Annotated in this window: 19 protein-coding genes and 2 pseudogenes; 10 read left to right on the forward strand and 11 right to left on the reverse strand. The window is 69.4% G+C overall.

Annotation, left to right across the window (positions count from 1 at the left end; genetic code table 11):
* Window positions 1-15 precede the first annotated feature (15 nt).
* The 6 genes from PXH83_RS07115 to PXH83_RS07140 form a co-directional block, all read right to left on the reverse strand.
* Window positions 16-753 (reverse strand): TerD family protein, encoded by a 738-nt coding sequence (locus PXH83_RS07115; RefSeq protein WP_274557896.1) that lies wholly within the window; start codon window positions 751-753, stop codon window positions 16-18.
* A 125-nt stretch (window positions 754-878) separates the two neighbouring features.
* The gene (locus tag PXH83_RS07120; protein ID WP_274557899.1) at window positions 879-2,024 is read right to left on the reverse strand and encodes a DUF475 domain-containing protein; all 1,146 of its coding nucleotides are present in this window, start codon (window positions 2,022-2,024) and stop codon (window positions 879-881) included.
* A gap of 49 nt (window positions 2,025-2,073) precedes the next feature.
* On the reverse strand, window positions 2,074-2,649 hold the full coding sequence (locus tag PXH83_RS07125) for a TerD family protein (protein WP_214916836.1): 576 nt from the start codon (window positions 2,647-2,649) through the stop codon (window positions 2,074-2,076).
* A gap of 100 nt (window positions 2,650-2,749) precedes the next feature.
* On the reverse strand, window positions 2,750-3,325 hold the full coding sequence (locus PXH83_RS07130) for a TerD family protein (protein WP_214916838.1): 576 nt from the start codon (window positions 3,323-3,325) through the stop codon (window positions 2,750-2,752).
* Window positions 3,326-3,477: 152 nt separating this feature from the next.
* On the reverse strand, window positions 3,478-3,936 hold the full coding sequence (locus PXH83_RS07135; protein WP_274557904.1) for a peroxiredoxin: 459 nt from the start codon (window positions 3,934-3,936) through the stop codon (window positions 3,478-3,480).
* A 178-nt stretch (window positions 3,937-4,114) separates the two neighbouring features.
* Window positions 4,115-4,543 carry a DUF3052 domain-containing protein gene (locus tag PXH83_RS07140; RefSeq protein WP_214916844.1) on the reverse strand — a complete coding sequence of 143 codons (429 nt, stop codon included), beginning with the start codon at window positions 4,541-4,543 and terminating at the stop codon, window positions 4,115-4,117.
* Window positions 4,544-5,013: 470 nt separating this feature from the next.
* Between PXH83_RS07140 and aceE the strand changes: the two genes are divergently transcribed.
* Window positions 5,014-7,746 carry a pyruvate dehydrogenase (acetyl-transferring), homodimeric type gene (gene aceE, locus PXH83_RS07145; RefSeq protein ID WP_274557907.1) on the forward strand — a complete coding sequence of 911 codons (2,733 nt, stop codon included), beginning with the start codon at window positions 5,014-5,016 and terminating at the stop codon, window positions 7,744-7,746.
* Between the two features lie 93 nt (window positions 7,747-7,839).
* Complete coding sequence (locus PXH83_RS07150) at window positions 7,840-8,634, forward strand: potassium channel family protein (RefSeq protein ID WP_274557909.1); 795 nt, start codon at window positions 7,840-7,842, stop codon at window positions 8,632-8,634.
* Between the two features lie 32 nt (window positions 8,635-8,666).
* On the opposite strand, the gene PXH83_RS07155 is transcribed toward PXH83_RS07150, so the two are convergent.
* Together PXH83_RS07155 and PXH83_RS07160 are read right to left on the reverse strand one after the other, a co-directional pair.
* Window positions 8,667-9,029 (reverse strand): peptidase inhibitor family I36 protein, encoded by a 363-nt coding sequence (locus PXH83_RS07155; protein WP_274557912.1) that lies wholly within the window; start codon window positions 9,027-9,029, stop codon window positions 8,667-8,669.
* A 149-nt stretch (window positions 9,030-9,178) separates the two neighbouring features.
* A pseudogene (locus tag PXH83_RS07160) lies at window positions 9,179-9,517 on the reverse strand (MFS transporter); the annotation flags it as partial.
* 219 nt (window positions 9,518-9,736) lie between these two features.
* Between PXH83_RS07160 and PXH83_RS07165 the strand changes: the two are divergent.
* The 6 genes from PXH83_RS07165 to PXH83_RS07190 all read left to right on the forward strand — a co-directional run bounded on the left by PXH83_RS07165 (window position 9,737) and on the right by PXH83_RS07190 (window position 17,100).
* Window positions 9,737-10,948, forward strand: coding sequence for an alpha/beta hydrolase (locus tag PXH83_RS07165; protein WP_274557914.1), 1,212 nt, complete (start codon window positions 9,737-9,739; stop codon window positions 10,946-10,948).
* An 86-nt stretch (window positions 10,949-11,034) separates the two neighbouring features.
* Window positions 11,035-11,931 carry a DUF4429 domain-containing protein gene (locus PXH83_RS07170; protein WP_274557916.1) on the forward strand — a complete coding sequence of 299 codons (897 nt, stop codon included), beginning with the start codon at window positions 11,035-11,037 and terminating at the stop codon, window positions 11,929-11,931.
* Between the two features lie 134 nt (window positions 11,932-12,065).
* Window positions 12,066-13,385: a sensor histidine kinase gene (locus PXH83_RS07175; RefSeq protein ID WP_274557918.1), complete on the forward strand. Its 1,320-nt coding sequence runs from the start codon at window positions 12,066-12,068 to the stop codon at window positions 13,383-13,385.
* Complete coding sequence (locus PXH83_RS07180) at window positions 13,382-14,056, forward strand: response regulator (protein WP_274557921.1); 675 nt, start codon at window positions 13,382-13,384, stop codon at window positions 14,054-14,056. The genes PXH83_RS07175 and PXH83_RS07180 overlap by 4 nt, the downstream gene beginning before the upstream one ends.
* A gap of 804 nt (window positions 14,057-14,860) precedes the next feature.
* Entirely contained in the window at window positions 14,861-15,880 is a 1,020-nt protein-coding gene (locus PXH83_RS07185) for an alpha/beta hydrolase (RefSeq protein ID WP_274557923.1), read from the forward strand.
* Entirely contained in the window at window positions 15,880-17,100 is a 1,221-nt protein-coding gene (locus PXH83_RS07190; protein ID WP_274557926.1) for an acyltransferase family protein, read from the forward strand. The genes PXH83_RS07185 and PXH83_RS07190 overlap by 1 nt, the downstream gene beginning before the upstream one ends.
* 69 nt (window positions 17,101-17,169) lie before the next feature.
* On the opposite strand, the gene PXH83_RS07195 is transcribed toward PXH83_RS07190, so the two are convergent.
* On the reverse strand, window positions 17,170-18,186 hold the full coding sequence (locus PXH83_RS07195) for an aldo/keto reductase (RefSeq protein ID WP_274557929.1): 1,017 nt from the start codon (window positions 18,184-18,186) through the stop codon (window positions 17,170-17,172).
* 5 nt (window positions 18,187-18,191) lie between these two features.
* Window positions 18,192-18,647: a MerR family transcriptional regulator gene (locus tag PXH83_RS07200; RefSeq protein WP_274557931.1), complete on the reverse strand. Its 456-nt coding sequence runs from the start codon at window positions 18,645-18,647 to the stop codon at window positions 18,192-18,194.
* Between the two features lie 85 nt (window positions 18,648-18,732).
* On the opposite strand from PXH83_RS07200, the pseudogene PXH83_RS07205 reads away from it, so the two are divergent.
* Window positions 18,733-19,071: pseudogene (locus tag PXH83_RS07205) on the forward strand (GNAT family N-acetyltransferase); the annotation flags it as partial.
* Between the two features lie 31 nt (window positions 19,072-19,102).
* A complete protein-coding gene (locus tag PXH83_RS07210) occupies window positions 19,103-19,924 on the forward strand; it encodes a serine hydrolase domain-containing protein (protein ID WP_274557933.1) in 822 nt (273 codons plus the stop codon).
* On the opposite strand, the gene PXH83_RS07215 is transcribed toward PXH83_RS07210, so the two are convergent.
* Window positions 19,916-20,572, reverse strand: coding sequence for a pirin family protein (locus PXH83_RS07215; protein WP_274557935.1), 657 nt, complete (start codon window positions 20,570-20,572; stop codon window positions 19,916-19,918). The two genes, PXH83_RS07210 and PXH83_RS07215, sit on opposite strands and share 9 nt — an antisense overlap.
* Window positions 20,573-20,601: the final 29 nt, after the last annotated feature.

Consider the following 20,601-nt stretch of genomic DNA (forward strand, 5'->3'; position numbering starts at 1 on the left):
GACAGTGAACCTCTGTCAGGTCTTCGCCTTGTAGCCGCGCCCCCACTGAAGGCCCCACCCGTACAGCCGGTCGAGCTCCGCCTGGAAGCCGTAGACGAACTTCACCTCGCGCCGCACCACCAGATCGCCCTTGACGTTCTCGACGGTGAAGACCGCGCACGAACGCGCTTGCGGAGCACGCTCGTCGAGCTCGATCTCGATCCGCGGGCCGTTGCTCGGGAAGAGCGTGACCACGGCGTGCGTACGGTCGAAGGCCGGCGTCTGGTCGTAGATGTACACGAAGACCAGTAGTCGCTTTATCGACTCGCGCTGGTCGAGGTTCACATAGATCGTCTCGCCCGACGGGGCGCCGAACCGGTCGTCGCCGCTGAGCTTGATGTACGGCGGCGCGTTCAGGCTGCCGAAGAAGCTGCCCAGCGGCTGCACCACGCCCTTCGTGCCGTCCGCCAGCTCGTACAGGCAGCCCAGGTCGAGGTCGACATTGACCACGCCCTGGGTGTGCGCCTGGACCGCTTCCGGCTGGAAGAACTTGAACGGCCGCCGCCAGACGCTGCCGCCGCGCCGCTGCCTGCCCCCGATGTCGGAAGTCCGCATCCGCCAGGACAGGTTGACCCGCAGATTGCCGCTGTCGGCGCCCTGCTTGCTGAGCGAGACCGTCGGGTGCCGCTTGGTCAGTTCGATCGCGTTGGTTGCCGCACTGCCGGACGCGAACTGCTCCGCCCTGTCCCGTCGCAGGCTGTCCCAGAAAGCCATCCCACCCCCAGGTGTCTCGTAAAGCCGCGGGACTCACGCCGCGGGGCGGCCGCGAGGCCAATGCCTCGTGACCGCCCCACGTCAGAGCGTTCCTCAATACCTGCCGGGTCACACCATCTGCTGGGTCACACCCCGGACGAGATCTCGGCCTTCTCGCCGGGGGTGCCGTCACTTCCCCCGCCGGCAGCGATCTTTTTGTTGCGGTGCAGTGAGGACCAGAACGACGCGGCGATCAGGAAGACCCCGACAAGACCGGTGATGATCTCGCTGATCTCGTGCTCGATGGTGACGAGCAGGATGACCGCGAGCGCGCCGATCGCGTAGTGCGCACCGTGCTCCAGGAAGACGTAGTCGTCAAGGGTGCCCTGGCGGACCAGGTAGACCGTGAGCGAACGTACGTACATCGCGCCGATGCCGAGGCCGAGCGCCATCCAGAAGATGTGGTTCGTAATCGCGAAGGCGCCGATGACACCGTCGAACGAGAAGGACGCGTCGAGGACTTCCAGGTAGAGGAAGAGGAAGAACGCGGCCTTGCCCGCGAGGCCGACCACGGAAACGGGCTTGCCCTCCGCCTTGGCCTTCTCCTCCTCCTCGTGCTCCCGCTCCTCTTCCTCTTCGATCTTGTTCTCGAAGTGGCCGGAGAGGCCGCCGACAATGAGGTACGTGATCAGGCCGGCGACGCCGGAGAGCAGGACGGTGTCCGACTTGTCCAGGTAGCCCGTGCTGGTGTGCGCGTGCTGGGCGAAGGTCATCGCCGTGACCATCAGGACGATCAGCGCGATGCAGACCGACAGCATGTCGATCTTGCCGAGCCTGGCCAGCGGACGCTCCAGCCAGCCCAGCCACTTGATGTCGCGCTCCTGGAAAATGAAGTCCAGGAAGATCATCAACAGGAACATGCCACCGAAGGCGGCGATCGCCGGGTGGGCGTCCGTGACCAGCGACTCGTACTGATCGGGATTGTCCATCGCCAGCTCGATCGCTTCGATCGGGCCGACCTTGGCGCTGATGGCGACGATGGCTACGGGGAAGATCAGCCGCATACCGAACACGGCGACCAGGATGCCGATGGTGAGGAAGATCTTCTGCCAGAAGGCATTCATCTTCTTCAGGATTCCGGCGTTGACCACCGCGTTGTCGAAGGACAGTGAGATCTCGAGGATCGACAGGATCAGTACGACCCCGAACGCCTCCCACCCCCACTGCCAGGCGGCGAATGCCAGTCCGATTGCCGTGACGGCAAAGGACCAGCCGAAGGTTTTGAGAACCACTGGTTACCCCATCGTGTAAGTACGGGTCTCCCCCGCGCCGTGCGCGGCTTTACGAAACGTTGACCCCGAAGTCTAGGGCGATGCCTCGGAGGCCCGACGCGTACCCCTGTCCTACGGCCCGGAACTTCCACTCGCCGCCATACCGGTACACCTCACCGAAGATCATCGCGGTCTCGCTGGAGGCGTCCTCGGAGAGGTCGTAGCGAGCGAGTTCCTGACCGTCGGCCTGATTCACCACGCGAATGAAAGCATTGCTGACCTGGCCGAATGTCTGGCCGCGATTGTCTGCGTCATGGATGGAGACCGGAAAAATGATCTTGTCCACGCGCTCGGGCACCTGGGAGAGGTCGACCAACAGCGACTCGTCGTCGCCCTCACCCTCACCGGTCAGGTTGTCACCAGTGTGCTCGACGGAGCCCTCGGGGCTCTTGAGGTTGTTGTAAAAGACGAAGTACTCGTCGCCGAGCACCCGGCCGTTCTCGCACAGCAGTGCGCTGGCATCGAGGTCGAAGGGGGCTCCGGTGGTGGAGCGCGCATCCCAGCCGAGCCCGATCAGGACCTGAGTGAGGTTCGGTGCGGCCTTGGAAAGGGAGACATTGCCTCCCTTGGCGAGCGTAACGCCCATGATCTTGCTTCCTCCCCGCGGTACGGATGAGTGGTCAGGCACGTCCGGCGCCGCACATCTCGCGTGCGGCGCCGGACGGGAAGGCGGTCTGGCTCAGAACTCAGACGTTGACGCCGAAGTCCTGCGCGATGCCGCGCAGGCCCGAGGCGTAACCCTGGCCGATTGCCCGGAACTTCCACTCCGGACCGTTGCGGTAGAGCTCACCGAAGACCATCGCGGTCTCGGTCGAGGCGTCCTCACTCAGGTCGTAGCGCGCGAGCTCCGCGTTGTCGGCCTGGTTCACGACGCGGATGTACGCGTTGCGGACCTGGCCGAAGCTCTGCTGCCGTGCCTCGGCCTCGTAGATCGAGACGGGGAACACGACCTTGGCGACGTCGGCCGGCACACCGGCCAGGTTCACCTTGATGACCTCGTCGTCGCCCTCGCCCTCACCGGTGAGGTTGTCACCGGTGTGCTCGACGGAACCGTCGGGGCTCTTGAGGTTGTTGAAAAAGACGAAGTTCGAGTCGTTGGTGACCTTGCCCTCCGTGTTGGTCAGCAGGGCACTGGCGTCGAGGTCGAAGTCACCCCCGGTGGTGGTACGAGCGTCCCAGCCCAGACCGACGATGACCGCGGTCAGGTTGGGGGCGGCCTTGGTCAGCGAGACGTTGCCGCCCTTGCTGAGGCTGACTCCCACGAGTCCTCCCATGTGATGTCGAGGGGCCGAGGCCCCCCCGTGTTGCGCTGGTATCGGATCAACGACTCGATCCTAGTGACCGGTTCCCGCCCGCAGCAGCTGCCAAGTCCCGATTTTTCGGCTGCGGAAGACAGCTCCGGGGCCGGTGGGTCTCAGAGGTTGTTGAGCGCCTTGAGGTACTCGTTCAGGTCGCGGGCGTCGGGCAGCGCGTTCACGACGGTCCAGCGCACCACGCCAGCCTTGTCGATGATGAAGGTGCCGCGCACCGCGCAGCCCTTCTCCTCGTCGAAGACGCCGTACGCGCGCGAGGCCTCACCGTGCGGCCAGAAGTCCGACAGGAGCGGGTACTCGAAGCCCTCCTTGTCGGCGAAGACGCGGAGCGTGTGGATCGAGTCGTTGGAGACGGCGAGCAGCTGCACGTCGTCGTTGACGAACTGCGGCAGCTCGTCACGGAGCGCGCACAGCTCGCCCGTGCAGACACCGGTGAAGGCGAACGGGTAGAAGAGCAGCACCACATTCTTCTCGCCGCGGAAGGCGGAGAGCTTCACGGTCCGGCCGTGGTTGTCCTTGAGCTCGATGTCCGGGGCCTGGGTGCCGACCTCGATCGCCATGAAACGCCGTCCCTTCAGAGGTGATCTTTGCGGGTCTGTACGGGGTGATCTGTACGGGGTGATCTGTACGGGTGAGACAGCCTACGCAAAGGGCCCCCGCCGACTGATGTCGGCGGGGGCCTTGGTTCGCCTTGGGCGCAGCCTGCTCATGAGGAGTCTGCTCGGACGCGGCGGTGGCTCAGCGCTTTGCCTTCGGGGTCACCAGCCGGCCGGCGCTCCAGTCCTTGCCCGCGCTGACGGTCTTGGTCTGGGAAAGACCAGCCGTCTGGGCGGCCTCGCTGATGTCGCTGGGCTCGACGTACCCGTCGCGGCCGGTCTTCGGAGTCAGCAGCAGCACCTGGCCGCCGTCCTCGAGCAGACCAATGGCGTCCACCAGCGCGTCCGTAAGGTCGCCGTCCTCGTCACGGAACCAGAGAACAACGACGTCAGCGACGTCGTCGTAATCCTCGTCGACGATTTCCTGGCCGGTGATGGCCTCAATACCCTCACGGAGTTCCTGCTCGACGTCGTCGTCGTAGCCGATCTCCTGGACCACCTGTCCGGGCTCGAACCCCAGGCGTGCTGCCGGGTTGGTCCGCTCCTCCGCGTGGTCCGCGGTCGCGCTCACGGATTGCCTCCTGATCATGTTTTGGGGAATACCTTCAGTCCACGCGCGTGCGTGGGCGTTGGCCGTAGTCCACACGTGCGGGACCGATCGCGCAAGTACCCGGCCGTGGAGACAGCCGAAACGGTGACGGATAGGGCGGGTTCACCGCAACTCCAGACCCGGCCACAGGCCGTCCGGTGACTCATCCCACACCCCATTCCGACACTTTTGTAAGCCTACGCGGCTTCGGTGGGCCGTTCGAGGGCGAACAGCCTTACGGAACGCGTGAACGTGTTGGGCGTAAGGTTGCGATTTGGCCGGACCCATCCTCGGATCCATCCCCGGATCCATCCCCGGACCCGTCCTGGGGCTGACGACGAGCCTTCTCACCGGGCGGGGGTTACCCCTCGGTAGAGATGACGTTTGCGTTCCCGGGGTACACGATGGAGGCGGCGCGACACCCCTCACGACCCAACCAGCGAAGGAACAGCGTGGCTTCCGGATCCGATCGCAATCCGATCATCATTGGCGGCCTTCCGAGCCAGGTCCCGGACTTCGATCCCGAAGAAACCCAGGAATGGCTCGACTCCCTCGACGCCGCCGTCGACGAGCGGGGCCGTGAGCGTGCCCGCTACCTGATGCTCCGTCTCATCGAGCGCGCGCGAGAGAAGCGCGTCGCCGTCCCCGAGATGCGCAGCACGGACTACGTCAACACCATCGCCACCAAGGACGAGCCGTTCTTCCCCGGCAACGAGGAGATCGAGCGCAAGGTCCTCAACGCGACCCGCTGGAACGCGGCCGTGATGGTGTCGCGCGCGCAGCGCCCGGGTATCGGCGTCGGCGGTCACATCGCCACGTTCGCCTCCTCCGCCTCGCTGTACGACGTGGGCTTCAACCACTTCTTCCGCGGCAAGGACGAGGGCGACGGCGGCGACCAGATCTTCTTCCAGGGGCACGCCTCCCCCGGTATCTACGCCCGCGCGTTCCTGCTGGACCGGCTGAGCGAGCAGCAGCTCGACGCGTTCCGCCAGGAGAAGTCGAAGGCGCCGTACGGCCTGTCGTCCTACCCGCACCCGCGGCTGATGCCGGACTTCTGGGAGTTCCCGACCGTTTCGATGGGTCTGGGCCCCCTCGGCGCGATCTACCAGGCGCGGATGAACCGCTACATGGAGGCGCGCGGCATCGCCGACACCTCCAAGTCGCATGTCTGGGCATACCTCGGCGACGGCGAGATGGACGAGCCCGAGTCGCTCGGCCAGCTGTCCATCGCCGCGCGTGAGGGCCTGGACAACCTGACCTTCGTCGTCAACTGCAACCTGCAGCGCCTCGACGGCCCGGTGCGCGGCAACGGCAAGATCATCCAGGAGCTGGAGTCGCAGTTCCGCGGCGCCGGCTGGAATGTCATCAAGCTGGTCTGGGACCGGAGCTGGGACCCGCTGCTCGCCCAGGACCGCGACGGTGTGCTGGTCAACAAGCTGAACACGACGCCGGACGGCCAGTTCCAGACGTACGCCACGGAGACGGGCGCGTACATCCGCGAGCACTTCTTCGGTGACGACCACCGGCTGCGCGCCATGGTCGAGAACATGACCGACGACCAGATCCTGCACCTGGGCCGCGGCGGTCACGACCACAAGAAGGTGTACGCGGCGTACGCGGCGGCCAAGGCGCACAAGGGCCAGCCGACCGTGATCCTCGCCCAGACCGTCAAGGGCTGGACGCTGGGGCCGAACTTCGAGGGCCGCAACGCGACCCACCAGATGAAGAAGCTGACGGTCGAGGACCTGAAGCGCTTCCGCGACCGGCTGCACATCCCGATCACGGACAAGCAGCTGGACGAGGGCTACCCGCCGTACTACCACCCGGGTCGCGACTCGGAAGAGATCCAGTACATGCACGACCGGCGCAATGGGCTGGGCGGGTACGTACCGACCCGTGTCGTACGGGCGAAGCCGCTGCCACTGCCGGAAGAGAAGACGTACTCGGCCGCAAAGAAGGGGTCCGGTCAGCAGTCGATCGCCACCACCATGGCTTTCGTGCGTGTACTGAAGGACCTCATGCGGGACAAGGAGATCGGCAAGCGTTTCGTGCTGATCGCGCCCGACGAGTACCGCACCTTCGGTATGGACGCCTTCTTCCCGAGTGCGAAGATCTACAACCCGCTGGGTCAGCAGTACGAGGCGGTGGACCGCGATCTGCTGCTCGCGTACAAGGAGTCCCCGACCGGTCAGATGCTGCACGACGGCATCTCCGAGGCTGGCTGCACGGCGTCGCTGATCGCCGCGGGTTCGGCGTACGCCACGCACGGCGAGCCGCTGATCCCGGTGTACGTCTTCTACTCGATGTTCGGTTTCCAGCGGACCGGCGACCAGTTCTGGCAGATGGCCGACCAGCTCGCGCGCGGCTTTGTGCTGGGTGCGACCGCCGGGCGTACGACTCTGACCGGTGAGGGCCTCCAGCACGCGGACGGCCACTCGCAGTTGCTCGCCTCGACGAACCCGGGCTGTGTCGCGTACGACCCGGCCTTCGGGTACGAGATCGCGCACATCGTCCAGGACGGTCTGCGGAGGATGTACGGCGAGAACGCAGAAGACGTTTTCTACTACCTGACCGTCTACAACGAGCCGATCCAGCACCCGGCCGAGCCCGAGAACGTCGACACCGACGGCATCCTCAAGGGCATCTACCGCTTCAAGGAGGGCGAGAAGGGCGCGGTTCCGGCCCAGATCATGGCCTCCGGTGTGGCGGTGCCGTGGGCGGTCGAGGCTCAGCAGATCCTCGCCGACGAGTGGAACGTCAAGGCCGACGTCTGGTCCGCCACCTCCTGGAACGAGCTGCGCCGCGATGCCGTCTCGGTGGAGGAGCACAACCTGCTCCACCCGGAGGAGGAGCAGCGCGTGCCGTACGTGACGCAGAAGCTGTCGGGTGCGCAGGGGCCGTTCGTGGCTGTTTCCGACTGGATGCGTTCGGTTCCGGACCAGATTTCGCGCTGGGTTCCGGGCTCGTACTCCTCGCTCGGTGCGGACGGCTTCGGCTTCGCCGACACGCGTGGTGCGGCCCGCCGGTACTTCCACATCGACCCGCAGTCGATCGTCCTCGCGGTGCTCACCGAGCTCGCCAAGGAGGGCAAGGTCGACCGCTCGGCGCTGAAGCAGGCTGTCGACCGGTACCGGCTGCTCGATGTGGCGGCGGCTGATCCGGGGGCGGCGGGCGGCGACGCGTAACCGCGGTTGTCGGTGGGAAGGGGCGGCGGGACCTCATGAGGTCCCGCCGCCCCTTCCGCTCTTCCCTCGTTGCACGTTCCATACGATGCGGGCATGAAGGTGCAGACGGCGCAGAGCCGGTGGGAGAAGCGCACGCAGGGGGTCCTGCTGTGGCTGGCGGTGGCATTCGCCGTCGCATACGCGGTGCCGATCGTCGCGCCCGACGCCAACGGCGCGGTGCGCCGGATATGCCTGATCACCGAGTGGGTGGTCTGGGGTGCCTTCGCCCTGGACTACCTCGTACGGCTTGCTCTGGCGCCCAGCAAGTGGCTGTTCGTGCGCAGTCACCCGCTGGACCTGCTCGCGGTGCTTGTGCCGCTGCTGCGCCCGCTGCAACTGCTGAGGCTCGTCGCCACCCTGCTGCTGGTCGGCCGACGCGCCATGGTCGCCCCCCAGATACAGCTGACGACGTACGTCGGGGGCGCGGTGCTCGGCCTGCTGATGTTCGGCTCGCTGGCCGTGCTGGAGGTCGAGCGCGGTGCGCCGGGCGGGAACATCAAGACGCTGGGTGACGCGGTGTGGTGGTCGTTCACGACGATGACCACGGTCGGGTACGGCGACCACTCCCCGACGACGGGGCTCGGGCGGATGCTCGCGGTGGGCCTGATGCTGTCGGGTATCGCGCTGCTCGGTGTCGTCACCGCGAACATCGCGGCCTGGTTCATCTCCCGCTTCGAGCGGGACGACGTCGAGGAGCGCCGTCAGACGGCGCTCCTCGAAGCGTTGACCGCGGAGGTGCGGGAACTGCGGGCGGAGGTCGGCCGGCTTTCGGGCGGGGCTGCGGCGCAGGTGCCCGCTCAGGGGGCCGACCCGGTTGCGCCCGCCGCGGACCGGCCTGCGGCCCGCTGAGGGTCTCGGGCCGGTTCGCCGGAACGGCCCGTTCAGTTCTCCCACACCTTGAACGCCCTCACCCGGTAGGGAGATTGCGGCACCCACGTCCCCCCTCCCGGATACGTCTCGAACTCGCCCGTTTCCTCGCACTCCCCCGACTGGTACGTCGTCACCGGCCGCCCCGTCCGGTTGGCCAAGGACTGGGCGTCCGTGCCCGGTGGCAGTGGGACGCAGCTTTCGATGTCGGTGCCGGCCAGTTCGTGGACCTGACGCCCGCCCTTGAAGTCCGGTTTCGCCCAGAGACAGAGCTCGCCGGTGGCACAGCTACCGAGGCGCGGTGGTGCCGCGTGGGCGGTCTGCGGCAGGAGTGCCGCGACGGTCAGGATTCCGGCCGCGAGTACGGTCGTACGCATCTGGATCAACCCCCGTGTCGTGCGGATCAGTTGACTGCACACTGACCTGCGACGACGCGGGGCGGAAGGGGCCGGGGGACGTTCCACCCGGATAGGCGACAGCCCCGCCGGAACCGTCCGGCGGGGCTGTCGTACGCACCGGGTTGACGTCAGATGCGGGCTCCGCCCGCACCCTCCCCCAAACTCCGTCCGGTGGGACCCCCAGCGTTCGCGCCGCGCTTCGTCAGCGTGGCGACCAGCGCCGCGACGACCGCGACCACGCCGGCGACGGTGAAGGCCAGGCCCATGCCCGACACGAACGTGTCATGCGCGACCGAGGTGATCGCCTCGTCGACCGGCTGCGGAGCCTTCGGCGGGACCGGGGCGCCGCCCGTCTCGATCACGGTGGAGGCCTGGTCGAGCTGCGCGGGCGTGAGCGGCGGCAGCTTCGCGTCGGCCCAGTTCGCTGGCAGGTCGTTGTCGACCCTGGTGGCCATTACGGCGCCCAGTGGGGGCAGAGCGAGGATGTCAGCATCGAGTCGATCAGGGCACTGACCGAGCTCTACCGGGACCACCTCGAACCGGCGCTCGCGGCCGACTGGCGCACTCCGGCGCGCGAGCCGGTTGTACACAAAGCGTGAACAGGCCTTCACCACCGCCCGTTTGAAACGTGATCTGAGTCACGGTCTTCGCGGCGAGCCTCCCGCGTCTCCTAGGGTGGCTCGATAGTGACTTCCTTCGACTCCTCCCCCACCCTCAACGCATGGCGCGCGCTGATCGCTCTCGCCGTGGTGTTCGTCCTGCTGGCGACCTCCGGATGGACGGCGATACGCCACCACAAGGACGAATCCGATCCGCTCGGGGCATCGCTCGCCGCCTGGGCCCGGGGCGGCATCGACGGCCGCGAGCTGCCGGAGGCCGGGTCGGCGCCCGACCGGCTCGCCCGCTTCTTCGCCTCCCTCACCGCGACGCAACGGGGCCGGCTCGTCGACCGCTACCCGCTGGTCGTCGGCAACATGAACGGCGCCCCGCTCACTCTGCGCTACCGCGCCAACCACCGTGCCCTCGGCGAGGCGCGCACAGTCGAGCTGCAGCGCATGCACGACAAACGGCTGACCCCGGAAGGCCGCATGGCGGCGGACCGCAGGATGCACCGGTTCGCGTCGCTCATGAACGGCGACCGGCAGATCCTGGCCTTCGACCCCGCGGGTTCCGGCCAGGTCGCCGAGGTCTTCGGCGACCTCGGGCGCGCGCAGCGGGTCTCGGTCGTCGTCCCCGGCGTGGACACCAATGTGGTGAATTTCGAGCGGACACGCCGCAAGTACACCGCCCCCGTCGGCATGGCGAAATCGCTGTACGCCGCCGAGCGTGCGGCAGCGCCCCGTACCCGTATCGCCGTCATCGCCTGGGCCGACTACACCTCGCCCTCCGGTGTCGGCATGGACGCGGCCATCGGCAAGCTCGCCAGGGACGGCTCCAAGCGGCTCACCTCGCTCGTGCGGGCGCTGCCCGGTGACTCGAAGGTGTCCCTCTTCTGCCACAGCTACGGCTCCGTGGTCTGCGGCGTCGCCGCCCCCGAACTGCCGTCGCGCGTCTCCGACATCGCGGTCGCCGGCAGTCCCGGAATGCGGGTCGACAGCGCCAAGCAGCTGCGCACCGGGGCTCGCGTGTGGGCCACCCGGGACGGCGACGACTGGATCCAGGGTGTGCCGTATCTGGCGGTCGGCGGGCTCGGTCACGGCGCGGACCCGGTGACACCGGAGTTCGGTGCCCGGGTCTTCTCCGCAGCCCGCGCAGTCGGACACACCGGCTATTTCGAGCCGGGCACCGAGAGCCTCAGCAACTTCGCCGGGATAGGCGTCGGCTCGTACGGCACGGTGAGCTGTGCGGGCGGCAGCGGGGCCTGCCGGAGTGGAATTTCCGGCGGGGAAGCGACCTGACGCGCGTAGATCGTCGCGGCGGCCCTCAGCATCGCGCGGGGCTCCGAGGGGCGACGCGCGGGCGCACGCCGCATACGATGAGCCGCATGGGTGATGTGCTGGCCGGAATTCATGCCACCTGGGAGTTCGAAAGCGACTCCGTGCTCATCCGCTTCGAACGGGGGATCCGCACGCCGAAGCTGTTCCAGGCGATCGGTGAGCGACGTGTCCCGCACGAGGCGCTGGCGTCGGTGACCCTGACGCCGGGGAAGCGCGGCACAGTCGTTCTGCACGCGACCCCAAGACCGGGCGCCGACCCGCTGATGGAGGCTGCGGCCGGACAGCTGCGGGACGGCTCCGACCCGTACCGGCTGGTGCTGCCCGCCGAGCGCGAGACGCTCGCCGAGTACTACGCCGACGAACTGCGTGCCCTCCTCGTGCCCGAGGCGAAGGTGCCCGCCGAGAAGTTCCTGGTGCCCGCGCCCGAGGCGCCGCTGCACTTCAAGGCGTACGACGGGAAGGCGTCCTTCGACGGGTCGCACGTCTCCTTCCGCTGGTTCTGGACTGGGGCGTCGTCCGCGAAGTGGAAAGCGGGCGACCAGAGCTTCCCCGTCCAGGACCTGCACGGCGTGGAGTGGCGCTCCCCCGACATCTTCGACGGCTACCTGCGGCTGCTGCGGCGCGCTGACACCGGAAATGGCGGAGTCAGCGCGCCGCAGCCGGCCCAGGCCGACCAGGACCCGGCTGCCGTCGTCTTCGGCCTCGGATACGGGCCGGTGCACGAATCCCTGCCGTTCGCCGCGGCGGTCCTCGGCGCCGTGCGGAGCGGGAGCGCGGCCCCCGTGGACGCGGTGCCCGTCGAGGCCGTGCGCGTCGCGCACGGGCGGCGCGACCCCGCGGACATCGCCGAGCGGATACGGCACCTCGGCGATCTGCACCAGGCCGGTCTCGTCACCGACGAGGAGTTCAGCGCGAAGAAGGCGGAACTGCTCGCGGAGCTGTGACTCGCGGGACTGCGCCTCGCGGAACTGTGACCCGCGGAGCTGTGAGCGGGGCGTGTCATACCGGGGTATGAGGTCTGCTTCCGGACCCCGGTATGACGCGCCGGCGGGGGTCGGCTGCCTACGCTGACCGAGCCATGACCGAACCTTCCGCTCCCCCGCCCCCCTCCGACGGCCTGATCACCGCCGGACGCCGCAACATGCACGCCCTCGCCCACGCCGTGAGCCACCCCTCGCACGCGCCGACCCCCCTGTTCGCCGACGCCCCACGCCGCTGGCAGCGGCTCCTGGCGTACGCCGCGGTGCTCGCGCTCACAGCCACGCTGCTGCCCGTCACCATTTCGGTCCTCGCCAACGACTACGCCGTGCCGGGCGGTCTCGCCGGGGCCATCGCCGCCGCGCAGGCGCTTCCGCTGCTGATGATCGGCCACCGGCCGCTCCAGGCGTGGTGGATCATCTTTCCCGCCGATGCCGTCGGGAGTCTTTTCCTGCTCGACGGTCTCGGCAAGGACGACATCTGGCCGTGGAGCCCGCCCGTCATCGTCGGCTACCTCTTCCTGATGCTCGCGCTGGCGCTGCGCGAGACGCGCCGGACGCTGATCGGGGTCTGGCTCGTCACCTGCCTCGTCGGCCTCCTCCTCGGCACGCTCTTCCCCGCGGAGACCGACGGCACGGACGTGCTGATGATCGTGCTGAGCGCGGTGGTCCTGGTGATCGGCGGCGCGCTGCGCGAGCGCGGCGACGTACAGCGGCGGCTGGTCGAGCAGGAGACCATCAGCGAGGCGGAGCGCTCCCGGCGCACACTGCTTGAGGAACGGACACGCATCGCACGCGAGTTGCACGATGTCGTCGCCCATCACATGTCCGTCATCACCGTCCAGGCCGACTCCGCGCCGTACCGGGTCGGGGGTCTCTCGCCCGAAGTCCAGGACGAGTTCGCCTCGATCGCGACCAGCGCGCGGGAGTCGCTGACCGAGATGCGGCGGCTCCTCGCGGTGCTGCGCAGCGAGGACGCCACCGGCGAACTGGCCCCGCAGCCGGGCCTCGACCGGCTCCAGCAGCTCGTCGAAGCGACGGTACGGGCCGGGGTGCCGGCCGAACTGTCCCTCGCCGCGGGCCTCTCCGACCCGGGTCAACTGCCGCAGGCCGTCGACCTGTCGGCGTACCGCATCGTGCAGGAAGCCCTGGCCAACGTGGTGCGGCACGCGCCGGGGGCCACTACGCGGGTGTCGGTCTCCTCGGACGGCACCGACCTGATCGTCCTCGTCGTCAACGGGCCCGCCGCGGGCCGCACAGCGCCGGTGGAGGCGAGCGGGGCGGGCGGTCACGGGCTGGTCGGGATGCGTGAGCGCGTACGGTTGACCGGCGGCAAGCTGGACACCGGTCCGCTGCCGGACGGCGGCTTCCGGGTCGCCGCCCGGCTTCCCATCGGCGCGAAGGAGTCCTCCTCCCCATGACCATCCGCGTGATCATCGTCGACGACCAGGCCATGGTGCGGGCGGGGTTCGCCGCGCTGCTCTCGGCGCAGAGCGACATCGACGTGGTGGGCGAGGCGCCGGACGGGCGGCAGGGGGTCGACGTCAGCCGGTCCACGCATCCCGACGTGGTCCTCATGGACGTCCGGATGCCTGAGATGGACGGGCTGGCCGCGGCGCGCGAGCTGCTGGATCCGCCGGTGGGCGTCGTGCACCGGCCGAAGGTGCTGATGCTCACCACCTTCGACGTGGACGATTACGTGTACGAGGCGCTGCGCGCCGGGGCGTCCGGCTTCCTATTGAAGGACGCGCCGCCCGCGGACCTGATCTCGGCGGTACGGGTGGTGGCGGCCGGGGAAGCGCTGCTGGCGCCGTCGGTGACGCGGCGTCTGATCGCCGACTTCGCCCGCCGGCGACCGGCTCCGCGCCGGGACCCCTCGCTGCGGCTCAACGGGCTTACGCCGCGCGAGACGGAGGTCCTGGAGCTGATTGCCCGGGGCCTGTCGAACCAGGAGATCGCGGGGCGGTTGGTGCTGGCAGAGCAGACGGTAAAGACGCACATCGGGCGCGTCCTGGCGAAACTCGACCTGCGGGACCGGGCGCAGGCGGTGGTCTTCGCGTACGAGTCGGGGTTGGTGTCGCCGGGGTCGTAGCGGGATTCGCGCCGGTGCGCTGCCGGGGGCGCGCTGCCGGGGGCGGGACGCTGCGGGGCCTGTGGTGGTGCCGGGGGCCGGGGCCTACGGGAGCGGCATTCGGGACTGCATGATTTAGCTGCGATCCCGGGTCACCGAAAGCCCTCCCGGCGTCCCGCGCACAAATCACGTTTTACGTCCCGAACACCCCTCCCTACGGCCCCGTCCCCCTCCCGTACGTCGCCAACACCGACCGGCGCCGGTCGACGGCGCCGGTCGACGGCAAGGCTGAACAGGGGTGGCACCCCCGGCGAGCGGGGCCGGATGGACCACCGGCGCGAGGGGGCGGGACGCGCAGGGGACGCTGTTCGGGACGTGCTGTGCCTGCCCGGGGGACAACCCCCGGACCCCCGGCCGAAACCCCGCCAGGCAACCGGCGTCGGCACCACCCACCGGCGCGAGGGGGCGGGACGCGCAGGGGGCGCTGTTCGGGACGTAAAGCGTGATTTGTGCGCCAGTTACTGGCCTCGCACACGCAGCCCCCGCACCGCAGCTAAATCATGCAGTCCCGAATGGCGCCCCCGGAGCGGCCCGACCCCGCACGGGGCCCACCCGGCGCAAGCCAAGCCCCGCACACCGCCCACCGGCGCCAGCCAACCCCGCAAGGACCCACCCGGCGCAAGCGAAACCCCGCGCGGGATCAACTACCCCCACCCCTACCCAAGTAGCACCCCCGACTTGGCTCCCCGGTGTGACGCCCCCGCCCGCGTCGTCTTCCTACCTTCCTCTCCGCCAGCCACTGGACGAGAAAAGGGAGACGGAATCATGCGCCGCTACAAGAGGACCCTGGTTGCCGTCGCGCTCGCGACCACCGTCGTTGCGGGCACGGCGGGCTGGGCCTCCGGGAATGCGCAGGAGGCCGTCACCGGCCCACCCCCCGGCAGCTCCGCCTGGCGCGCAGAAGGGCTGCCCGACCCCGCAGCCAGCACGCCGGAACAAGTCGCCCACTTCTTCGCCGGGTTGAGCCAGAACCGTCGGCAGGACCTCGCCCGCCGCCACCCGCTCGTCGTCGGCAACCTCGACGGCGCCCCCGTGGAGCTCCGGTACGAGGCCAACTCCCGCGCCGCGCAGGCCGAGGGCTTCGACCGTCTCGCGAAGCCGGGCCGCCAGATCCTCGCGTTCGACCCGCGCGTCCGTGGCCAAGTCGCCGAGGTGTACGGCGATTTGGGCGAGGCGGAGCACGTGGCTGTTGTTGTCCCCGGCTCCGACATAGATGCCAGGACCTTCGACCGTACGAACGACGTGTACGGCACCCCGGCCGGCATGGCGAAGTCCCTCTACGACTCGACGAAGAGCCACCGCACCGCCGTGATCGCCTGGGCCGGCTACACCACCCCCGTCGGCGTAGGCATCGACGCCGCCACCGGCGACCTCGCCGAGGCGGGCGCCGAACGCCTGGCACGGCTGACGGACGGCCTCGATGCCACCGGCGCCCCGGACCCTGCCGTGTTCTGCCACAGCTACGGCTCGGTGGTCTGCGGCCTCGCCGCGCCCCGCCTGGACGCCGCCGATGTCGTCGCGCTGGGTTCCCCCGGGATGCGGGTCGCCGACGTCGACGACATGCACACCGACGCGCGGGTGTGGGCGGCGAAGGACCCCTCCGACTGGATCTCCAAGGTCCCGAACGTCGAGTTCGCGGGCCTGGGGCACGGCACCGACCCCACCGAACCCGCCTTCGGTGCCCGCCGCGTACCGGCCGACAACGCCGAAGGCCACACCGGCTACTTCGTCCCCGGCACCGAATCCCTGCGTACCTTCGCCGCCATCACCGTGGGAGAGCTGTGATGACTGCCGTCAGCGCTTTGCGGAAGACCGCGACCAGGATCGACGCGCAGACCCCCGCCCACCGCGACCGCGCCATCGACGGACTGCGCGCGCTCGCCCTCCTCGCCGTCCCGACCGGCCACTGGATGCTCGGCGGCTTCACGCTCGACAGCGAAAGCGGCAACGCGCTGCGCAACGCCAGCCCGCTCTCGTCGTTCGGCTGCTTCGCACCGCTGAGCTGGGTGCTCCAGATGCTGGGCATCTTCTTCCTGGTCGGCGGGTACGCGTCGGTCCTCTCGTACCGCCGCCACAAGGGCTCGACCGGCGAGTGGCTGCGCGGTCGCATCGCGCGCCTCGGCCGGCCGGTGCTCGGGGTGACCGCCGTGTGGGCGGTGATGCTTCCGGTGCTGTACGCGATGGGCGTGCCGGGTACGACCCTGCGGACCGGGTCGACGCTGGTCATCCAGCCGCTGTGGTTCGTGGGTGTGTATGCGGCGGTGACCGCCCTGACGCCGTACTGCATACGCGCCGGCCGGACGATGGGCGCCTGGGCCGCCGCGCCCCTCATCGGCTCCGTGGCCGTCGTCGACTTCCTGCGCTACGGGCCGTACGCCGACGCGATGCCGTCCTGGCTGAGCCTGCTCAACCTGCTGCCCGGGTGGCTCTTCGCGTACCAACTCGGCGTGTGCTGGGGCGACAAGCGCATCGGCAGGCGGGGCGGGGCGATGCTGCTGATCGGCGGCGCGGTGCTGTTCGCGGCGCTGCTGACGGCGTTCCACTACCCGGCATCCATGGTGGGCGTACCGGGCGAGGCGCGCACCAACTCACACCCGCCGTCCCTGCTGGTCCTGGCCCTCGCGGCGGCGCAGAGCGGCGCGGCGATCCTGCTCCGCGACCGCATCGGCAAGCTGCTGCGGCGGCCTGCGCTGTGGGCGCCGGTCGTCGTCGTCAACCTGTCCGCGATGACGATCCTGTGCTGGCACCAGACGGCGATGCTCGCGTCGGCGGTGCCGGGTTCGTTGCTGGTGGGTACGGTCCCGGGGCTGACCAGCGCCCCGGACTCGCTGGGCTGGGTGCTGGCGAGGGCGGCCTGGCTGCCGGTGTTCGGCGCGTTGCTGGTGCTGATCGGGAAGTACGCGCGCGCATTTGAGGCGCCGTGGACGAAGGCGACGAGGGTGCGGCGGGCGGCGGCGGGGTTGCTGGCGGCGGGGTTCGCCGTGTTCGCGCTGGGGCTGGCGTGACGGCGGGGGGAAAGGTGGGGGCTGGGGCTGCTGCGCGGGGCCTTGTCCCCCCTTTGCGGGGGGCGCGCCTTACTCCCGCCCCGCCGACGTAAACGTCATGTCCGCGTACCGGCCCCCCGCCACCTGCCCCGCGATCGGTTCAAGCAGCTCCAACTCCGTCTCCGTGAGCAACAGCCGCGTCGCGCCCACGTTCTCCTCCACCCGCACCCGCTTCCGCGTCCCCGGAATCGGCACCACCGCCAGGCCGTGCACCTGCGCCTGCTGCTGCACCCACGCCAGCGCGACCTGCCCCAGCGTGGCGCTGCGCCCCTCGGCCAGCTTCCGCACCGGGTCGAGCAGCGCAGCGTTCGCCGACGCGTTGTCGCCGTTGAAGCGAGGCTGGTGCCGGCGGAAGTCGTCCTCGCTCAGTTCCTTCTCGGCGCTGACGAACGCCCCGGTCAGGAAGCCGCGCCCGAGCGGCGAGTACGGCACGAGTGCCACGCCGAGTTCCGCAGCCGCCGGCACCACGCCCGCCTCGATGTCGCGGCTGAACAGCGACCACTCGGACTGCACCGCCGCGATCGGGTGCACGGCCTGCGCCGCCCGCAGTTCGTTGCCGGTCACCTCGCTCAGCCCGAGGTGCTTGACCTTGCCCTCGCGGACCAGCTCGGCCATGACACCGACGGTCTCCTCGATGGGGACGTTCACATCGCGCCGGTGCATGTAGTAGAGGTCGATCTCGTCGACGCCGAGGCGCTTGAGGCTGCCCTCGATGCACTGCCTGATGTACGCCGGGTCGTTCCGGATGATCCGCTTCGTGGGGTCGTCCGGGTCCACCGCCAGCGCGAACTTCGTCGCGATGACGACCTCGTCCCGGTGTGCCTGGACGAACGGTGCGAGGAAGGTCTCGTTCTCCCCCGCCCCGTACGCGTCCGCCGTGTCGTACAGCGTGACGCCCAGCTCCAGCGCCCGTTCGAGCGTGGCCCGCGCCTCGCCCGCGTCCGTCGGCCCGTAGGCGAAACTCATGCCCATGCAGCCGAGCCCCTGGACGCCGACCTCCGGTCCGCCGGTGCCGAGCTGTGCTTTTTCGATCCTGCTGTCGCTCATGGGGTTCAGGCCCTCTCCGACGCCCGCCGGGCGTCCGCGTAAAAGTCGATCTTGAAGTCGAGTACGGCGAGCGTGTCGTTCAGCTCGGCGATCCGGGATCGCACATCCCTGCGTGTCGACTCCAGCAGTTCCTGCCGCTCTTCGAAGGTGTGCTCGCCCTCCCGCATCAGCTCGGCGTAGCGCACCATGTGCGCGACCGGCATCCCGGTCAGCCGGAGCTTGCCGACGAAGGCGAGCCAGTCCAGGTCGGTGTTGCGGAACCGCCGCTGGCCGGTGTGCGACCGGTCCACGTGCGGCATCAGCCCGATCCGCTCGTACCAGCGCAGGGTGTACGCCGTGAGCCCGGTGTGCGCGGCGACCTCGCTGATCGTGTAGTGGTCCTGGCCTTCGGGGCGGGGGTGTGCCCGTGGTCCGTCGGCGCAGGAATGGGTGCGTGTGAGGGCGGTCTCCATCACGGTCATGGCCACCACGCTAGGACCTTGGAGTGCACTCCAAGCAACCGAAAACGGGAAGAAGTTTCCGTACGTGCTGACTAGCGTCCACGGCATGTGCCCCGTACGCCGCGCGACCGCCGCCGACGCCGCAGAGGTGATCCGCCTGCGCCAAGTCGTGATCGATTCGGTCTTCTCTGCCGACACTCCCCCAAGCTCTCGACTTCGCTCGAGCAGGGAGGTACCCCCACCGGACTGGCACGCCGAGTCCCTCCCGACCGTACGGAAGAAACTCGCCGACCCGGACGGGGACTTCGCCGCCCTGGTCGTCGACCACCCGGACCGGCCCGGGGCTCTGGCCGCGCTCGCCGTCGGCACCGTCGAGTACCGCATCGGCCGCTCCGGCAATCCGCACGGCTCCGTCGGTTACGTCTGGCCCGACCCCTCGATGCGGCTGACGCTGTAGAGCCTTTACGCTCGTACGCATGGACAGCGTGCGGATGATCGAGAACTGGCCGGTACCCACCGCGGCGGCCGCCGTCGTACGGGCGGACGGCACCGTTCTCGGGTCGCACGGCCCGACGGCGCACCGCTTCCCGCTCGCCTCCGTCACCAAGCCGCTCGCCGCGTACGCCGCACTCGTCGCGTACGAGGAAGGCGCCGTCGAGCTCGACGAGCCGGCCGGGCCCGAGGGCTCCACGGTCCGGCATCTCCTCGCCCACACCAGCGGCCTCGCCTTCGACGAGCACCGCGTGATGGCGCCGCCCGGCGACCGCAGGCTCTACTCCAACGCGGGCTTCGAGGTCCTCGGCGACCACATCGCGAAGGCGACCGACATCCCCTTCGCCGACTATCTGCACCAGGCGGTGCTCGAACCGCTCGGCATGACGTCCACCTCGCTGGACGGCTCCCCGGCCAAGGACGCCGTGTCGACCGTCGACGACCTGTCCCGTTTCGCCGCCGAGCTCCAGGCGCCGCGTCTGCTCGACGCGCGCACGGTCGCCGACGCGACCTCCGTCGTGCACCCGGGACTGAAGGGCGTACTGCCGGGGTACGGCCACCAGAACCCGAACGACTGGGGCCTCGGCTTCGAGATCCGCGACTCCAAGTCCCCGCACTGGACGGGCAGTTCGTCCTCGCCACGTACGTTCGGACACTTCGGCCAGTCCGGCACGTTCCTGTGGGTGGACCCCGACGCGGGCGTCGCCTGCGTGGCCCTCACGGACCGCGCCTGGGGGCCCTGGGCGGCCGAGGCCTGGCCGCCCTTCACCGACGCGGTGCTCGCGGAGTCGCGCCGCTCAGCCTGACATCTCCCACAGCAGCAGCTCGGCCGCCTCGGCGGCGACGATCTCCAGGTCCTTCGACTCCGTGATCCGAACGGCGTCCCCGGGCCCCAAGTCCTCGCCTTCGCAGCGCACTTGACCCCGTACGACATGCCCGTACACGTACGCCGCGTCCGGTACGGCCGTACGCTCGCCGGCCGCGAGCCGCCGCACATGCAGCATCGCGCCGGCCGCCGGAACGGCGTACGGCGTGGAGTCGGCGATGCCGCGCACGATCTCGTACGCCGGGTCGCCGCCGGGCACCAGCGGCGACAGCCACATCTGCACGAAGCGCAGCGGCTCACCCCCGTCGTTGCGCTCGACGTGCCGCACGCCGTCGGCCGCGCTGAGGTGCTGGACGTCCCCGGGGCGTACGACGGTCGCGTGACCGGCGGAATCGCGGTGGGTCAGCTCGCCCTCGACGACCCAGGTAACGATCTCGGTGTGACTGTGCGGGTGCTCGTCGAAGCCCGCGCCAGGGGCGAGGCGCTCCTCGTTGCAGGCGAGGATCGCGCCGAAGCGGAGGTGGTCGGGGTCGTAGAAGTGGGCAAAGGAGAAGGCGTGGAGGGACTCGATGCCGGCGGAGGCATCGCCTCCGCGAAAGCGGTCTGCGTCACGCCGTACGGAAATCACAGAGCCCACCGTAGACCCGGCCAGGAACA

The organism is Streptomyces spiramyceticus (assembly GCF_028807635.1).
GTDB classification, from domain to species: domain Bacteria; phylum Actinomycetota; class Actinomycetes; order Streptomycetales; family Streptomycetaceae; genus Streptomyces; species Streptomyces spiramyceticus.